The organism is Pseudomonas sp. GM25, from assembly GCF_000282255.1.
Taxonomy (GTDB): Bacteria; Pseudomonadota; Gammaproteobacteria; order Pseudomonadales; family Pseudomonadaceae; genus Aquipseudomonas; species Aquipseudomonas aphyarum.
Genome location: NZ_AKJQ01000048.1, coordinates 116,117 through 132,848 on the forward strand (window position 1 = coordinate 116,117; position 16,732 = coordinate 132,848).

Sequence of the window (16,732 nt, forward strand, 5' to 3'; positions counted from 1 at the left end):
ACCTCAAAAAACAGGGGGCCTGGCCTCCTGCTTTTTTTATTCAACCACCACCCGCGCCTTGCGCACGAACAGCGCATGCACCTTGTCCCAGAAATTGCCGCCCAGCACGAAAAAGCTGCCGACGAACATCAAGTCGCCCAGCGCCTGCATCTGCCAGAGGTTGGGCCGCACGCCAGGGAAGAAGTTGTCGAAATACGGTTCCAGGAAGGACGACAGCAGCGGCAGACAGAACATCACCACGCCGATCTTGTGGCGCATCGGGCTGACTTCGGCCACCGGGGTCGGAATCACGCCGGAAATATAGTGGCCGATCGTGCGTTTGAGTTCGGCGAACCCGGCCTTGCCCATCACCGCGATCACCAGCAGCAACAGCACTTTATTGCTGATGAACAACACCCCGGTCAGCGCCGCGACTTTCGAGCCCGGCACGTCGAGGGCGGCGGCAATCGGCACCATCAGCCACGAACCGAGCATCAGGCAGATGATTGCCACGCCGACCTTGAAACGCCAGCTGGCGCTGGTGGGGGCAAGCGGTTCTTGAGCAGTGTCCATGGCTTCCTACCTTTTCGTCGGGGGCGGTTCAGGGGAGTTCGCCTGAAAAAGCGTAGCAGCTGATTGCTTCGATCAACCCGCAATCTGCGGTCTATGCTCCAGTGACATTTCCCGCTGGGGCCTCCCGGTATGCCTGCAACGCCAGCTCTGCTGATCCGTCCCGGCCACCTGCTGCTGCTCGGTGTGCTGAGCCTTGGCGGCTGCCTGCGGCTGGGTCCGGATTTCCAGCCGCCGGCGGAGGACTGGAACAAGCAGTGGCAAAGTCCGGCGCTGGAGCAGGCCAGCGAACGCGGCACGCTGCCGGACCTGCGCCAGTGGTGGCAGGTGTTTGCCGATCCGATCCTCGACCGCTTGATCAGCGACGCCGAAGCCCGCAACAGCAGCCTGAAGATCGCCGGCCTGCGGGTCCTCGAAGCCCGCGCGCAACTGGGCATCGCCGACAGCGGTCGCTACCCGCAACTGCAACAGGCCAGCGCCGACAGCCTGTACATCGACCGCCACCAGTCCGGCGGCACCAACCCGCAGGACTTGCACTTCTGGCAGCACAGCGCCGCGTTCGATGTCGGCTGGGAACTGGATTTCTGGGGTCGTTTCAGCCGCGCCATCGAGTCCGCCGATGCCAGCTACTTCGCCGCCCAGGCCAACTACGAAGACGCCCTCGTTCTATTACGCGCTCAAGTGGCCGACACCTACTTTGCCCTGCGCACTACTGAAGCCCGGCTGCGGGTCGCCCGGGAAAACGCCGCCCAGCAAAAACGCAATTTCGAGATCACCGAAAAACTCTTTCGCAGCGGCCAGACCGCCGAACTCGACCTGCAACAGGCCAGAACCCAATACCTCGGCACCCTGAGCAGCATTCCGGCGTTCGAAGATCAATTGCTGCGCACCCGCAATGCGCTGGCGGTGCTGGTCGGCCAGCCGCCCGGTGGCGCGGCGTTTCTGGCGGAACAACCGGGGCTGATTCCGCTGGTGGATCGCGCGGTATTGCAGGACGTCCCGGCCAACCTGCTGCTGCGCCGTCCCGATGTGCGCGCGGCGGAACTGAATGTGGCCGCGCAATCGGCGCTGGTCGGCGTGGCTGAAACCGATCTGTATCCGTCGCTGACCTTGCTCGGCAGCATCGTCTGGTCCAGCGACACCCTCGGCGCCACCCCGCGCAGCCTCGACCTGATCGGCGGCCCGAGCCTGCGCTGGAACCTGTTCGATTACGGCCGCATCCACAACAACATCCGCGTACAGGATGCGCGCTTGCAGCAACTGATCGAGGCCTATCGCGACAAGGTCCGCCAGGCTGCCCGCGAAGCCGACGACGCCGCCAGCGGCCTGACCAAAGCGCTGGAACGCGAGCGCATTCTGGGCGAGGCCGAAGGCGCGGCGCGGCGTTCGCTGGTGCTGGCCAACACTCAATATCGCGAAGGCTATTCAGACTTTCAGCGGGTGCTCGACGCCCAGCGTGCGTTGCTGGAGCTACAGGACAACTATCTGGTCAGCCGCAGCAATGCCGTGAGCAATCTGATCGCCCTGTACCGCGCCGTCGGCGGTGGCTGGCAAAGCGCCGGGCCGCAGATTGATCCAGCGACCCGGCAACAGATGCAGCAGCGCACCGATTGGGGCGACCTGCTGAGCGCCCCGCCGCCCCAACCGACCTATCCGATTCCCTCGCAGGTAGACCGCCATGAGTGATGAAGCGCCGCCGGATCCGGCGAAAAAAGGCATCCGCTGGGTGCTGTTGGTGATTGTGCTGAGCCTGGTCTGGTATCTGCTGGCCGACCGCTTTACGCCCTACACCCAACAGGCGCGGGTCGGCGCTTTCGTGATCCCGGTGGCGGCGGAAGTCGCGGGCCGGGTGATCAAGGTCAACGTGCGCAACAATCAGGACGTGCAGGCCGGCGACATCCTCTTCGAGCTCGATCCGCAACCGCTGCAAATCGCCGTCGACCGAGCCCGCGCCGATCTGGAAAACACCCGGCGCACGGTCGGCGCCAGCACCGCCGGCATCGCGTCGGCCCAGGCGTCGTTGCGGGCCGCGCAAGCCAATGAACTCAAGGCGCGCCAGGACAATCGACGGCTTGAGGGCCTGTACAAAGAAGATCCGGGCACGGTGTCCGTGCGGCTTCTGGAAGTGTCCCGGGCCAACCACGAAGCGGCGGTCAGCAAGGTCGCCGCCGCCAAGGCCGAAGTGCTGCGCGCGCAGGAGCAGGAAGGCGGCAACACCGACACCAACGCCAAACTGCTCAGTGCCGCCGCTACGCTGGCAAAGGCCGAACTGGATCTGGCCAATACCCGCATCGGCGCGCGTTCGGCGGGCCTGATCACCGACCTGCGCACCGATGTCGGCCAGTTCGCCGCTGTCGGCAGTCCGGTGATGACACTGATCACGATCCAGGACGTGTGGGTCAGCGCCGACCTCACCGAGAACAACCTCGGCCGGATCAAGCCCGGCACGCCGGTGTCGATCATCCTCGACGCCCTGCCCGGCGAAGTGCTCGACGGCCGGGTGCGCAGCGTCGGTTATGGCGTCAGCGTCGGCCAGACGCCGCCGCCCGGCACCCTGCCGACGATCCAGAACAGCCGCGACTGGCTGCGTCCGGCGCAGCGTTTTCCGGTGATCATCGAGTTCAGCGAAGAGGCGAAAAAGCGCTTGTTCGAGAGTCGTTCGATTCGCGCCGGCGGGCAGGCGGAAGTCATGGCGTTTCCCAGCGAAGGCAATCTGCTCAATCCACTCGGGCGGGTGTTTGTCTGGCTGATGAGCTGGCTGAGCTATGCCTACTGAGCGGCCTATTGAACGCAGCGTCCCGGCGCAAAGAGCCTTGCGGCTGGCCTGCGGCACGGCGTTGTGCACCGCCGCCAGTTACGGCCTCGCCTTGCCGCTGTCTTTTTTGTCGCCGGTGCTCGCGGTGTTGCTGCTGGCCAGCATGCCTCGACCGTTGCCAGTCAAAATGGCGCTGGTGCTGACGCTGGTCGCCGCGTTCACCACCAGTCTCGGCCTGTTGCTGGTGCCGTTGCTGCGTTATTACCCGATATGCGGCGTGCTGCTGATCGGTGTCGGTCTGTTTCTGGTGTTCACCTACGGCTTGCGCGGCGGCAACGTGCTGATCATGACGTTCCTGGTGATCGGCATGACCATGATCTCCGCCGCGGGCTTCGCCTCATTCGAGCTGGCCATGGCGGTGATCGGCGCGCTGGTCAAAGGCCTGTTGCTGGCCGTCGTCATGGTCGGACTGAGCCACGTCCTGTTCCCGGAACCGGCCAACAGCCCCGCGCCACCACCCGCTCCCGCCCTGCCCGCCGAAGACGTGCCCCGCGTAGCGATGCGCGCAACGCTGATCGTGCTGCCGACCTTCCTGCTGGTGCTGATCGACCCGGCCAGCTACCTGCCGATCATCCTCAAAGCCGTCAGCCTCGGCCAGCAGAGCACCACCACCCGCACCCATCACGCCGGGCGCGAATTGCTCGGCTCGACCTTATTGGGCGGGCTGCTGGCGGTGTTGTTCTGGTGCGCGTTGAGCCTGTTCGTGCACCTGTGGATGTTCTTCCTGTGGATGCTGCTGTTCGGGCTGTTGGTGGCGCGCAAACTCTATCGGCTGCACCCGACGCAACTGACGCCGGGGTTCTGGCTCAATACGCTGATCACCATGATCATCCTGCTCGGCCAGTCCGTTGAGGACAGCGCGGCGGGCAAGGACGTCTACACCGCATTTGCGGTGCGCATGGGCTTGTTCATTTTGGTGACGCTCTACAGCGGCGTGATGATGCACCTGCTCGTCGCGCACCGGGAAAACCGTCAGGGCGTGACCTGATAACCCCGCCCTTGCAGGCAACCGGTGTAGGCGCTTGAGCTGGCCGAAGCATCGGTCCGCCGCTGCTCGCGCCGATCCTGTCGCTGCCGCGCACCGCCGACCACCGCACCGGCGGCAGCCGTTTCTTTGGCTCGGTTCTGGCGGTAATCCTGCTTGCGGTCATCGTCCACGGCTTCGTAGAACTCGTCGTGTTGACGACCGCGCACTTCCGCGGCGGTGGCGCCGGCAGCGGCACCCACGGCAGCGCCCTTCAACCGACCGCCGGCTTGCGGTGTAGACGTGGTTGAGGTGGACGCGATGGAGTGACAATCGTTGATGTCAATCTGGGTTTGTTGAGAGGTCTGGCCCTTGAGCGGGACGACGGATTCAGCGCTGGCCTGTGTGGCGCACAGGCACGCTGCGATGAACAGTGAATGGCGGAACATGATGACCTCCGACGCGGCGGGGTTGCCTGTGGGGCGGGGTAATCTGGGAGTGTAGTTCACGGGGCGCAAAGCCCGTGTTCAAGCGTCCTCCCGCACCCGCCGAACCTGCACCAGCAACGCTGGCGCGAAGTGCAGCACCACCATTCGCGCCAGATGGTGAGTCAGGATAAACACCACATTCAGCCCGCCGGCGAACGCCACAATCGCGATGGTTTCGATGGCTCCTGGCATGTACGCGAGCCACAGCGACAACGCATCGCTGCCCAGCAATCGTGCCGCCGCCAATGCAAAAACCGCCGCGACCAGAATCATCAAACCCACCGACACCAGCGCCGTGCGGCCATGACGTCCCAGTTCCGCGAGGCCCAATCCCTGGAATCGGGAACCGATCCGCACACCGAGAATCAGCGCCGCCAGATTCAGACTCCAGTCCGGCATGTGAAAGCCCTGCAGCCATCCTGATTTCACGAACACGGCGGTGATGATGATTGCCGTCAGCATGAACGGCGCCGGTACGCCAGCGGCCAGCAGCAAACGTCCGACCACCACGCTCAAACCGATCACTGCCAGCACGGTCAACGCCATGCCCGTAGACAGCGGCTCGACCTCGGCCACGTCAACCGGTGCCGTTCCGGGAATCAGCAAACTCACCAGCACCGTGATCAGCAGCAGCCGCATCAAGTGCACAATGATCACCTTGCTCGATGCCTGATGCGATTCCAGCAAATCGAACACCGCTGCCAACGCCCCCGGATACACCGCCAGCAAGGCATCCGTGCGATTCCACCCCGCCCCGCGCGACAGCCACCACGCGGCCAGCGCGACCTGCACTGCCAGGCACAGCAACAACACACCGAGGCTCGGCAACATCGTCGAGACAGTCGCGCTGTCCCAGGCTTCAAACATCAACCCGGTGGCAATGCCCAGCGTGACCTGGATGTAGCCGAGGCCATAGGGCGTCGCCGGCGCGAATTTGAATTTGGTGACGACCAGTGCCGTCACAAGAATCGAGCCCAACAGCAAACCGTGGGGCACGCCTTCGAACTGCAACAGTGCGCCGAAGCCGGCAGCAATCAACAAACACAGAATGGATTTCATGGTCGCCTTCCTGGCTATTCAAAGTGCTTTTCAGTTAAATCAGGCGCGCAACCGTCCAATCGCCCGCCGATATTTTTCGATCCGCTCCAGATCCTCCCAACTCGGCGAGGCAATCCGCGACAGGTCGCTGTTCTCTTCCAGATCCGCCAGCTTCACCACCCGTCCGATCGGGTTCTGCGCCGCGCGCTCGACGAAGTCCTCGTAGGATTCGCCGGGCACTTTGGTCACCGATTCGATGGCCGACAAAACGGCTTCGCTGAAGCCTTCCTTGCGCAAATCCTCAAGGCTGATGCCGCAATCCTCGACCACATCGTGCAGCACCGCGACGATGCGCTCTTCCTGGCTGCTCATGCGCAACATGACCTTCAGCGGATGCAAGATGTACGGCGCACCGCCCTTGTCCACCTGCCCCGCATGGGCCGTGGCGGCAATGGCGATGGCGCGTTCCAGAGTCTGGGTCATGAGTGTTTCCTCGGGTCAGACGCCGTACCGGCCGCCAATATAGAAGTGGCGCTTGAACCAGCGCCCAATCGCCTGCAAACGCCCGGCTGGCTGCGCCGGCTCGGCGTACCGTTGGAGGATCAGCGAGACCAGATCAGCCTGGCTCTCCCCCGAATGCGCGTCCATCAATTCGGCCACCCACGCACATCCGGCCTTCTTCAAATGCTCACGCCATTCACCGGGCCAGCCATCCAGCTCATCCAGCGCCAACCACCGCGCACCACCCTGCTCGACATGCCCGCCGCCAATCGATTGCTCGAAACAGAACGGCGTCGCCGGGCGGGACAGGTCGATGCTGAAGATGTAGATGTCCTGGGTTTTGTGCTGCGGCGTGGGGGCGTTGTTGCGGCTGCCGATCTGAATCATGCGCGGTTCCGTCCGTGGGAGAGGCGTTACAACTTGTTTCGCAGTCTACGACGTGGTGCTGGTGGGGGGAACCTTTGGTGATGAGCCGGGGCGTGGCAAGTGAAAAGTTTGACTGGGCAGTCCGGGGATTTCGTTTCAGTCGCCCACAAAAAAGGGACACCGTTGGGTGTCCCTTTTTGCGTTTGGAATGAGGCCGATGGATCAGCGTTTCATGGCTTCACACTGGTTGCGCAGATCCCCGTCGCCGATGCTCGCACAGCTGCTGCCCTGCTTCGCTTCACAGAAGGAGCGTTTGTCACGATCCTGGATACTCGCGCATGAACCGCCTTTCTCCCCTTCGCAAGCGGTGCGAAGATCGTAATTATCGATCGAGGCACAACTACTGCCTTTCTTGGCGTCGCAATAGGCGCGCTGGTCACGATCCTGGATACCCGCGCATGAACCACCCTTCTCCGCTTGGCAGGCCGTGCGCAAATCGTAATTGTCGATGGAATAACAACTGCTACCTTCCTCCATGGCCTGGCAATAATTGCGTTTGTCTGGGTCAGTGATGCTGGCACAACTGGCGGAAACGTAACCGCTGAACAGCAACAACATCGCAAGAATCAGTTTCATCTCACACTTCCTTGAGCTTGCCGGGAAACAGCCTGGCACTGGGTAAAGCAATCAAAACCAGATCAGCGCTTCATGGCCTCACACCGCGTACGCAAATCATGGTTGTCGATATTCCCGCAACTGCTGCCGCCCGTGGTCGCATTGCAGTAGGCACGCTGGTCGTGGTCATCGATGTTGCCGCAGGAACTGCCACCCTGCTCCGCGTTGCACCGCGCACGCAGGTCATGATCATCGATGTTGCCGCAACTGCTGCCGCTCTGTTTGGCGTTGCAGTAGGCGCGCTGGTCATGGTCGTCAATGTTGCCGCAGGAACTGCCGCCCTGCTCCGCGTTACACGCCGCCCGCAGATCGTGATTATCGATGTTGCCGCAACTGCTGCCGCTCTCCCTCGCATTGCAATAGGCACGCTGATCGTGATCATCAATGTTGCCGCAACTGGCAAAGCTGTAGCCGCTGAACATCAACAACATTGCGAGTAATAGTCTCATCACACACTTCCATGGTTGACCAGGAACCAGCCTGGCACTGCTTGAGCCGATGAATGAGCGTCGCGACACGCCATCAAATTGACATCGGTTTTGGGGAAAGTTCCGGGGCTGGAATGTGTGAGGGATTTTTTGATCTGAAAACGCCGTAGGAAATTACTTCGCGTGGTGAGGGAGCTTGTTCTTGTGGGGCTGCGAAGCGGGCCGAAACCGGGCAAGTCATTTTCCCCTGACACGCTGTAGCCCTTGATTTACGCCAGTCGCGCCGCCGAACAGGAGTGAACTCTCGGGCCACGAGTGGTGATTTCACGTCCTACAGTCTGATTGCGACGGTAGGAATCGGTGCCTAAAGTGGGTCTGTCGCTTAACAAATTTGGCGATAGGGTTTCGCAGCCCTTAAGATTGACACCCTATTTCGTCTGGCACGGCCGAGTCCCGGCTGCGCAAATTATGGCGGTTGTGCGTGGGAGACCCTTCGGGTCTGCCGGGTCTTGGTGTTAATCCTCCGGTCTGCGAACCCGCGCATAGCTGCCACCCATTTTGTTTCGCAGCAGGACGGTGGCAATTCTTCTCAACAAAGGATTAACACCATGACGACACCGAAACTTATGCGCCACTGTGCAAACATGTCCCACCCGGCCACCGATCACCCCGTCCTACTCATCAACGCCGAAGCTCCATTGCACGACCTGCACGCCTGCGCAAGTGAACGCCTTGACGCCGTTCTTAAATACTTGGACCTCATGGCCTGCATCCACCTCCCCGACCATGCCGAACACGATATAAACACCGTCACCACCATCGCCAGAATCATGGTGCAGGATGTGAGGGACGTGTTTCGACTGATTGAACGTCGAAATTTTTGAACCATAAATTCAAAAACAACCTTCTATTTAGCTATATAGAAAAGCCGTAGGATTGCGGCTTTTTGCTTCAAAACTCTAAATCCGTCCGAGAATTCGTGAAAATCACCCTTGTATTCCGACTTTGGTCTCCCCCCTCTTCCACTGACAAAAACTTAGTGGCACTCTGACACCTGATAAACAATCTAGCTGCGCTAGGGCGCTATCCCACTCAACAACCCGCACTGCAATAACAAAAATTGAAAGGATTTCATCATGCAAAAATTAATTTTCTCTCTTCTCTTCCTCAGCACTTTCACTTGCTCTGCCGCAACAATCCTCAACCCGATGGATTTCGACGGTTCTGAAGCACAGAAGAAACAAGTTATTGATTCCATCACAACAACTGTGAAAAAAGACTACTGCGAAAAAATCGACATGTGCCAAGAAAGCACTTTGCGCATGATGGAAAAGCAGAATCTCGATGCTTTTAAAGAAGCAACTAAAGCTACAGATAGAAAAATAATGGACGCAGTTATTCGAGACTACTGCGATAAAATCGACATGTGCAACTACGGAACAATATGGATGATGTACAAGAAAAATTTCGAAGCCAAAAACAAAAACCTTGCATGGTAATATAAAAAATTCCACAAAGAGCACTAATTAAATAAATCCGTCAATTTTTCACAGCGCACCCAACCAGCCAGAGATCATACATGTCCCAAAGTGATATTAAAGAAAAAGAAATAGAGCAAAAAACAAAAAACTTACTAGAAGTACTAAAACGACTCGACACATACATCGGGACAACGAATACAAAATGCACAATAATAATGTCTTATTGCGCAGCAGTCATTGGACTTACAACGTTACTAATAAGTCGCTCGGTACCAGACGTTAACCATCCAGCATTCTTAGTTTTCATTGGCTTATGTTCAATCATTGTGATAGCCAGCTCAATCGTATGCATGTGGATGGCAATATCCGTTATATTTCCTGTGACTTTCAGCTCACCAAAAAATCACAATGGAAATTCATCATTGTATTTCGGAGATATAAAATCAATAAATGACGGAGCAAATGGATACCAGCAAAAAATTAAAACCCTCTCCCACGCAGATTTTCTAGAAGACTTGTGCGATCAGATTTTTACATTATCGACTATAGCCTCTGAAAAATTTGACCGCATTAAGAGAATATCTTGGTGCCTCATGTACTTAAATTTCATCCCAACAGCCGCCCTATTAATATCGTGCGTAATCTATTTCATTGATAGCAGGGGAATATTTTGAAAAACGGAATCTCACGAAAAAGCTTTGATGGACTTCTTGATTCAGCACGAAAAAAAACAATAAACAAGTCTTTTGTTGGTACTGAATCCCTAATGGACTCTGCCTTTGAAAGCCGGAGCAGATCAATAAATGAGGCGTCTGCTTCCAAGGAGATACAAAGCACCGAGTCCATTCAGAGCGACATTCGAACAGCTTTCAAAAAAGATGGCTGGAACCAAAGTCCTATTGGTAGCCATCCAGATTTTGCCTACTTAGCCGAAACCGACCTCCAAGAAAAACACCACATATGCTCTTTATTTCTTGATATAAAAAACTCTACTAGGCTTTCATTTATTTATGACCTAGAAGACGTTGTAGCAATAAAAAATACGATCCTGAAAGCCGCCGCCGAAACAGTCAGAGCCATGGACGGTTATGTGCATCGCTTTATGGGAGATGCACTTTTAGCTTTTTTTGGGGGAAAAAGAAAAGACAAAGATGATAGTGTCATCAATGCCATAAACTGCGCATCTGTTCTTGAATCGCTGATGACCGGAACAATAATTCCAGCACTTGAGGACAATGGCTTCAAAGCAAGCTACTTAGGCTTCCGCATCGGCTTGGACTTTGGACCAGACGAAAAGGTACTTTGGGCTTCCTATGGACTCAAGGGTGTATTCGAAGTTACGGCTACATCTTTTCACGTAGACGTGGCGGCAAAATTACAAAACATGGCTGGACGAAACAAAGCCATGTTTGGCGAAAGCATCATGAGCGAAATAGATTTCCCAGACCTCTACCAAAAAACAAAAACATACTCCGAAGGTGGAGTGACAAAGCACATATACAATCTAGACAAAACATATTCAGACGCAGAAGGCCAGTCATACACATACAAAGTCAGGGAGCTTGATCACGAAAGCTATCGAGATCTACTACCCTACTCAACTGAATTAAAACAAACATTCAAAGGCTCTACAGCCTTATCCTGCCCAGGAATAACTTACTCCTGTTACTGCTTAGAAAACGGTTCCGAAATAGAGTACAGGTCGATTTCTCGAGCTCTTGCCAAGGGAGTGAAATTAAAATTCAAAGTTCAACTTTTGAGCAGTGTTTACAACGAACAGTCTTTCCCACTTTCTGTAACATTTACAAAAACCAACCACGGAAAAGAGGCTGAATCAAACAAGCAAGCTGGAACTTTTCCCAAGCCAGTAACAAAAGTCGTACGCGACCATGGTTTTCACACACCGTTTTTTGCGGGAAAAACCCTTGAGGAACCAGAATCAACCTCTTATAGAGGTCTTCACACGATGGAGGTCAATATAAAAGATGCCAACCATGTAACAATATTTAAAGACATAATTGGGGTATATATTAAATAGCCAACAAAACTCGACCTTGAAACAATCAAATCTTGGAAGGTGGCTTCCCTACTTAGTGAAAATACCACCTTCCTTTCACCTTAACGGCTCAACAATAAATTGCATCCGCCGCGCGCAACCATCAATACAATCAAAAATTCGCCGGCGTATTCGCACTAATAATCTCCGCCTCATCCGCCCCGATATTCCGGAACTTATGCGGCAGCGTCGTCGGAAAATAATACCCATCCCCAGCACTCAGCACACTCACCTGCCCATCCACCGTCAACTCCACGGTGCCACGCGTCACCAACCCACACTCCTCACCTTCCGAGTGAACAATCGGCTCTTCCCCCGAACTCGCGCCCGGCGCGTATTGCTCGCGCAGCAAGCGCATCTGGCGGCTGGGGACAGAGGCGCCGATCAGCAGCAGGCGCAGGCCGTGGCGGCCGAGGTCGGGTTGTTCGTTGGCGCGGAAGACGTATTGGTGTTCGCGGGGGGGCTGGTCGAAGGTGAAGAAGTCGGCCAGGGACATCGGGATGCCTTCGAGCAGCTTTTTCAGTGAGCTGACGGAAGGACTGACACGATTCTGTTCGATCAGGGAGATGGTGGCATTGGTAACGCCGCTACGCCGGGCCAGCTCGCGCTGGGAGAGTTTGTAGCTTTCGCGTACTAGTTTGAGTCGAGAACCCGTATCCATGACAGCCTTATGTGAGAACGACTTAAGGGTAATGGGGGTGGGTGGCGGGTGCCGCGCAGGTCGCGCGGATCACGTTGCTCCCGTGTCCCGGAACCGTGAAAGGCGGCTATTAAATCACGTTTGTTGGTGTTGCTCAGCAGGTTCGATGGACGGCACATGAAAAAGCCGGCAGCGCCCTTTTTGGGGGCGCCGCCGGCGAGGTTAATCAGATGCCGAAACGGTCGCGCAGCGAGTAGTACACGGCGCCGAGGGCGGTCAGTGGCGCGGAGAAGGTACGGCCGCCGAGCATCGGCATGTGTGGCAGGGAGGCGAAGGCGTCGAAGCGTTCGGCGTCGCCGCGGATCATTTCCGAGATCAGTTTGCCGGCCAGGTGCGAGCACGTGACGCCGTGGCCGCTGTAGCCCTGCATGTAGTAGGCGTTTTTCTCGATGCGGCCGAATTGCGGCATGCGTGACATGGTCAGCAGGAAGTTGCCGGTCCAGCGGTAGTCGATTTTCACGTCCTTGAGCTGCGGGAAGGTCTTGAGGATCTTCGGGCGGATCAGGGTTTCGATGTCGTCCGGTTCACGAGCACCGTAGACCACGCCGCCGCCGTAGAGCAGACGGTTGTCGGCGGTGAGGCGGTAGTAGTCGAGCAGGTAGTTGCAGTCTTCGACGCAGTAGTTGTTGGTGATCAGGCTGCGGGCCTGCTTCTCGGTCAACGGTTCGGTGACGCAGATCTGCGAGCCGCACGGCATGCTCTTGGCCGTCACGCGGTTGTCGAGGCCCTGCGGCAGGTAGGCGTTGCCGACGATCAGCAGGTACTTGGCGCGGACCTGGCCTTTGGCGGTGCGCACGACGTTGGGCTCGCCGTATTTGATTTCCACCGCAGCGGATTGCTCGTAGATCTTGCCGCCCAGACGCACGATGGCCGCGGCTTCACCGAGGGCCAGGTTCAGCGGGTGAATGTGGCCGCCCTGCATGTCCAGCAGACCGCCGACGTAAGCGTCGGAGCCGACTTCGCGGCGGATGTCCGCAGCGTCGAGCATCTTCAGGTTTTTATTGCCGTAACGTTCCCAGCTACGTTTCTGTTCGGCGAGTCCCTTGAGCTGTTTGTTGTTCATCGCTGCGAAAATGCCGCCCGGGCGGTAGTCGCATTTGATGTCGTATTCCTTGATGCGCGAACGGATGATGTCGGCACCTTCGAAGATCATGCTGCCGAGGATTTCGGCGGTCTTGTCGCCGTAGCGCTCTTCGATCACGTCGACGTCGCGGCTGTAGGAGTTGACCAGTTGGCCGCCGTTGCGACCGCTGGCGCCGTAGCCGACTTTCGCCGCTTCCAGCACCGTCACCTTGTAGCCGGCTTCGCTCAGGAACAGCGCCGAGGACAGGCCGGTGTAGCCGGCGCCGATGATGCAGACATCGCACTCCACCGACTCTTCGAGGACCGGGAAATCGATCACTTCGTTGCGGGTGGCGGCGTAGTAGCTGTTCACGTGTTGTTGTTTCATTTTTTTATTCTCCGAGGGTCGCCGGTTGCAGGCGACCACCGCTGTAAAAGAGTCAGAGCTTGATCCAGGTCGCTTTCAGCTCGGTGTACTTGTCGAACGCGTGCAGCGATTTGTCGCGACCGTTGCCCGACTGTTTGAAGCCACCGAACGGCGCGGTCATGTCGCCGCCGTCGTACTGGTTGACCCACACGCTGCCGGCGCGCAGGCCACGGGCGAAGGTGTGGGCCTTGCTCAGGTTGCTGGTCCAGACCCCGGCGGCGAGGCCGAAGATGCTGTCGTTGGCGATGTGCAGCGCTTCTTCAACGGTGTCGAAGGTGATCAGCGACAGTACCGGGCCGAAGATTTCTTCCTTGGCGATGGTCATGGCGTTGGTCACGCCGTCGAAAATCGTCGGCTCGATGTAGGTGCCGCCGGTTTCTTCGAGGGTGCGTCGGCCGCCGGCGATCAGCTCGGCGCCCTGCTCGCGGCCGATGCTGATGTAGCGCAGCACGTTGTCCAGTTGACGCTGATCGACCACGGCGCCGACGGTGGTCGCCGGATCCAGGGCGTGACCCGGTTTCCACGCTTGCAGCGCTTCCACCAGCAGCGGGATGAATTGCTCGCGGATCGAACGCTCCACCAGCAGGCGCGAGCCGGCGGTGCAGACTTCGCCCTGGTTGAACGCAATGGCGCCGGCCGCCGCTTGTGCTGCCGCGCGCAAGTCCGGTGCGTCGGCAAACACCACGTTCGGGCTCTTGCCCCCTGCTTCGAGCCAGACGCGTTTCATGTTGCTTTGGCCGGCATAAATCATCAGTTGCTTGGCAATCGCGGTGGAGCCGGTGAAGGCCAGCACGTCGACGTCCATGTGCAGCGCCAGCGCCTTGCCGACGGTGTGGCCGAAGCCTGGCAGGACGTTGAACACGCCTTTCGGAATGCCGGCATCCAGCGCCAGTTGCGCGATGCGGATCGCGGTCAGCGGGGATTTTTCAGAAGGCTTGAGGATGAACGAGTTACCCGCCGCCAGGGCCGGGGCGAATTTCCAGCTGGCCATGATCAGCGGGAAGTTCCACGGCACGATCGCAGCAACAACGCCGGACGGCTCGCGGGTGACCAGACCGAGTTGATCGTGCGGGGTGGCGGCGACTTCGTCGTAGATCTTGTCGATGGCCTCGGCGCTCCAGCGGATCGCGTTGGCGGTCGCCGGGATGTCGATGCTCATCGAGTCGCTGATCGGTTTGCCCATGTCGAGGGTTTCGAGCAGCGCCAGTTCTTCCTGGTGTTGCAGGATCAGGTCGGCGAAACGGATAAGGATGCGCTTGCGCTCGGCCGGGGCCTTGTTCGCCCACACGCCGGAGTTGAAGGATTGGCGTGCGGCTTCAACGGCGAGGTTGGCGTCAGCTTCATCGGTGCTGGCGACGGAGGCCAGGAAACGGCCGTCGACGGGGCTCAGGCATTCGAAGGTTTCGCCGCTGATGGCCGGACGGTATTCGCCGTTGATGAAGGCACGGGATTCGAGGGTCAGGGACTGGAAGCGTTGTTCCCAGTCGTTGCGGGTCATGGTCATGGGGGGTGACTCACACAGAGAAAGAGGTGACCGCCGCTCACATGGGAGCGGCGATGCTTGTGAGGTGAGCGCTTGAGCGTCAGACGGTATGCAGATACCAGTTGTACTCAAGGTCAGAGATCGAGTTCTCGAACTCGGCCAGCTCGCTTTCCTTGCACGCGACGAACACGTCGATGTACATCGGGTCGATGTAGCGGGCCATGACTTCGCTGTCGTCCAGCTCACGCAGGGCGTCGCGCAAATTGTTCGGCAGGCTCTGTTCGTTCTGCTCGTAGCTGTTGCCTTCGACCGGGGCGCCCGGCTCGATTTCGTTGGTCAGGCCGTGGTGAATACCGGCCAGCACGGAAGCCATCAGCAGGTACGGGTTGGCGTCGGCACCGGCTACGCGATGCTCGATGCGCACGGCATCCGGCGAACCGGTCGGCACGCGGACGGCCACGGTGCGGTTGTCGATACCCCAGCTCGGCGAGTTCGGCACGTAGAACTGTGCGCCGAAGCGGCGGTACGAGTTGACGTTCGGGCACAGGAAGGCCATTTGCGCAGGCAGGGTCTCCAGCACACCGCCGATCGCGTGGCGTAGCGCGGCGTTCTGCTCGGGATCCTCGCTGGCGAAGATGTTGTTGCCTTCTTTATCCAGGATCGAAATGTGCACGTGCAGACCGTTGCCCGCCTGGCCCGGATACGGCTTGGCCATGAAGGTGGTGTCCATCTCGTGGTCGTAGGCGATGTTCTTCACCAGACGCTTGAGCAGGACGGCGTAGTCGCACGCCTTGATCGGGTCGGACACGTGGTGCAGGTTGACTTCGAACTGCGCCGGGGCGCTTTCCTTGACGATGGCGTCGGCAGGAATGCCCTGCTCTTTCGCGCCTTCAAGGATGTCTTGCAGGCAGTCGACGTACTCGTCGAGGTCGTCGATCAGGTAAACCTGAGTGGACACCGGACGCTTGCCCGACACCGGCGAACGCGGCGATTGCGGACGGCCGTTCACGTTGTCCTGGTCGATCAGGTAGAACTCGAGTTCGAACGCGGCGCAGATGGTCAGGCCCATTTCGTCGAACTTGCGCACCACGTTGGCCAGCACTTCACGCGGGTCGGCGAAGAACGGCTCGCCTTCCAGTTCGTGCATGGTCATCAGCAGCTGTGCGGTCGGGCGCTTCTGCCAGGGCTCGATGCTCAGGGTGCCAGGGATCGGGTAGCAGATACGGTCGGAGTCGCCGATGTCCAGGCCCAGACCGGTGCTTTCCACCGTGGAGCCATTGATGTCGAGGGCGAAAAGCGAGGCCGGCAGATTGATGCCTTTCTCGTAAACCTTATGAAGACTGGTGCGCTCGATGCGCTTGCCGCGCACCACACCGTTCATGTCTGCAATCAGAAGGTCGACGTACAAAACCTCAGGATGTTTCTTAAGGAATGCGTTTGCTTCGTTGAGTTGAACGGCACGCAGAGGGACCGACATGATGCACCTATTTAGCTGTTAATTATTATGTTCACTGCTGTTTCGCCGAGCCAGTCAACCCGAACGGCAAAGTGAAGTCAATAGCGAACACAGGGCCGCTCAGCGTTTATTTTTCGGGCTTTTTTTAACACTCTCGTGCCAAAGCAGGCGCCAGAGCCCCGGTCTTGATGAAGATTTGATGAACGGCGTTTAGAATTTTTTACATGGGAGTTGTTAATTAAA

18 protein-coding genes are annotated in these 16,732 nt (G+C 58.2%); 7 read left to right on the forward strand and 11 right to left on the reverse strand.

Features of this window, described 5'->3' with window-relative positions; genetic code table 11:
• Window positions 1-36: 36 nt before the first annotated feature.
• A complete protein-coding gene (locus tag PMI24_RS19945; protein WP_007957055.1) occupies window positions 37-552 on the reverse strand; it encodes a transporter suffix domain-containing protein in 516 nt (171 codons plus the stop codon).
• Between the two features lie 129 nt (window positions 553-681).
• Between PMI24_RS19945 and PMI24_RS19950 the strand changes: the two genes are divergently transcribed.
• The 3 genes from PMI24_RS19950 to PMI24_RS19960 are packed head-to-tail and all read left to right on the forward strand — an operon-like array spanning window position 682 to window position 4,352.
• Window positions 682-2,235 carry an efflux transporter outer membrane subunit gene (locus PMI24_RS19950; RefSeq protein ID WP_007957057.1) on the forward strand — a complete coding sequence of 518 codons (1,554 nt, stop codon included), beginning with the start codon at window positions 682-684 and terminating at the stop codon, window positions 2,233-2,235.
• Entirely contained in the window at window positions 2,228-3,325 is a 1,098-nt protein-coding gene (locus PMI24_RS19955) for an HlyD family secretion protein (RefSeq protein WP_007957059.1), read from the forward strand. The genes PMI24_RS19950 and PMI24_RS19955 overlap by 8 nt, the downstream gene beginning before the upstream one ends.
• Window positions 3,315-4,352, forward strand: a complete 1,038-nt coding sequence (locus PMI24_RS19960; protein ID WP_007957061.1) for a DUF2955 domain-containing protein — start codon at window positions 3,315-3,317, stop codon at window positions 4,350-4,352. The genes PMI24_RS19955 and PMI24_RS19960 overlap by 11 nt, the downstream gene beginning before the upstream one ends.
• Here PMI24_RS19960 and PMI24_RS19965 read toward each other — a convergent pair.
• From PMI24_RS19965 to PMI24_RS19990, 6 genes are all read right to left on the reverse strand, one after another.
• Entirely contained in the window at window positions 4,337-4,777 is a 441-nt protein-coding gene (locus tag PMI24_RS19965) for a YMGG-like glycine zipper-containing protein (protein WP_007957067.1), read from the reverse strand. The genes PMI24_RS19960 and PMI24_RS19965 overlap by 16 nt on opposite strands.
• Window positions 4,778-4,855: 78 nt before the next feature.
• On the reverse strand, window positions 4,856-5,875 hold the full coding sequence (locus PMI24_RS19970; RefSeq protein ID WP_007957069.1) for an AbrB family transcriptional regulator: 1,020 nt from the start codon (window positions 5,873-5,875) through the stop codon (window positions 4,856-4,858).
• Between the two features lie 39 nt (window positions 5,876-5,914).
• Window positions 5,915-6,337, reverse strand: a complete 423-nt coding sequence (locus tag PMI24_RS19975) for an HD domain-containing protein (protein WP_007957070.1) — start codon at window positions 6,335-6,337, stop codon at window positions 5,915-5,917.
• 15 nt (window positions 6,338-6,352) lie between these two features.
• Complete coding sequence (locus PMI24_RS19980) at window positions 6,353-6,742, reverse strand: hypothetical protein (protein ID WP_007957071.1); 390 nt, start codon at window positions 6,740-6,742, stop codon at window positions 6,353-6,355.
• A 201-nt stretch (window positions 6,743-6,943) separates the two neighbouring features.
• A complete protein-coding gene (locus PMI24_RS19985; protein ID WP_007957072.1) occupies window positions 6,944-7,357 on the reverse strand; it encodes a hypothetical protein in 414 nt (137 codons plus the stop codon).
• A gap of 62 nt (window positions 7,358-7,419) precedes the next feature.
• Window positions 7,420-7,845, reverse strand: coding sequence for a hypothetical protein (locus PMI24_RS19990; RefSeq protein ID WP_007957073.1), 426 nt, complete (start codon window positions 7,843-7,845; stop codon window positions 7,420-7,422).
• 587 nt (window positions 7,846-8,432) lie between these two features.
• Here PMI24_RS19990 and PMI24_RS19995 point away from each other — a divergent pair.
• From PMI24_RS19995 to PMI24_RS29240, 4 genes are all read left to right on the forward strand, one after another.
• Entirely contained in the window at window positions 8,433-8,708 is a 276-nt protein-coding gene (locus tag PMI24_RS19995) for a hypothetical protein (protein WP_007957074.1), read from the forward strand.
• A 252-nt stretch (window positions 8,709-8,960) separates the two neighbouring features.
• Window positions 8,961-9,323 (forward strand): hypothetical protein, encoded by a 363-nt coding sequence (locus tag PMI24_RS20000; RefSeq protein ID WP_007957081.1) that lies wholly within the window; start codon window positions 8,961-8,963, stop codon window positions 9,321-9,323.
• Window positions 9,324-9,520: 197 nt separating this feature from the next.
• On the forward strand, window positions 9,521-9,979 hold the full coding sequence (locus tag PMI24_RS29815; RefSeq protein ID WP_443200801.1) for a Pycsar system effector family protein: 459 nt from the start codon (window positions 9,521-9,523) through the stop codon (window positions 9,977-9,979).
• Window positions 9,976-11,343, forward strand: coding sequence for a nucleotide-binding domain-containing protein (locus PMI24_RS29240; RefSeq protein ID WP_007957091.1), 1,368 nt, complete (start codon window positions 9,976-9,978; stop codon window positions 11,341-11,343). Before PMI24_RS29815 ends, PMI24_RS29240 begins: the two co-directional genes overlap by 4 nt.
• A gap of 130 nt (window positions 11,344-11,473) precedes the next feature.
• Here the strand turns inward: PMI24_RS29240 and PMI24_RS20005 are convergent, their stop codons facing one another.
• The 4 genes from PMI24_RS20005 to PMI24_RS20020 all read right to left on the reverse strand — a co-directional run bounded on the left by PMI24_RS20005 (window position 11,474) and on the right by PMI24_RS20020 (window position 16,510).
• Entirely contained in the window at window positions 11,474-12,022 is a 549-nt protein-coding gene (locus PMI24_RS20005; protein WP_007957093.1) for a cupin domain-containing protein, read from the reverse strand.
• A 205-nt stretch (window positions 12,023-12,227) separates the two neighbouring features.
• Window positions 12,228-13,511 (reverse strand): NAD(P)/FAD-dependent oxidoreductase, encoded by a 1,284-nt coding sequence (locus PMI24_RS20010; RefSeq protein WP_007957095.1) that lies wholly within the window; start codon window positions 13,509-13,511, stop codon window positions 12,228-12,230.
• A 52-nt stretch (window positions 13,512-13,563) separates the two neighbouring features.
• On the reverse strand, window positions 13,564-15,054 hold the full coding sequence (locus tag PMI24_RS20015) for an aldehyde dehydrogenase (protein WP_007957097.1): 1,491 nt from the start codon (window positions 15,052-15,054) through the stop codon (window positions 13,564-13,566).
• A gap of 79 nt (window positions 15,055-15,133) precedes the next feature.
• Window positions 15,134-16,510, reverse strand: a complete 1,377-nt coding sequence (locus PMI24_RS20020; protein ID WP_007957099.1) for a glutamine synthetase family protein — start codon at window positions 16,508-16,510, stop codon at window positions 15,134-15,136.
• Window positions 16,511-16,732 lie beyond the last annotated feature (222 nt).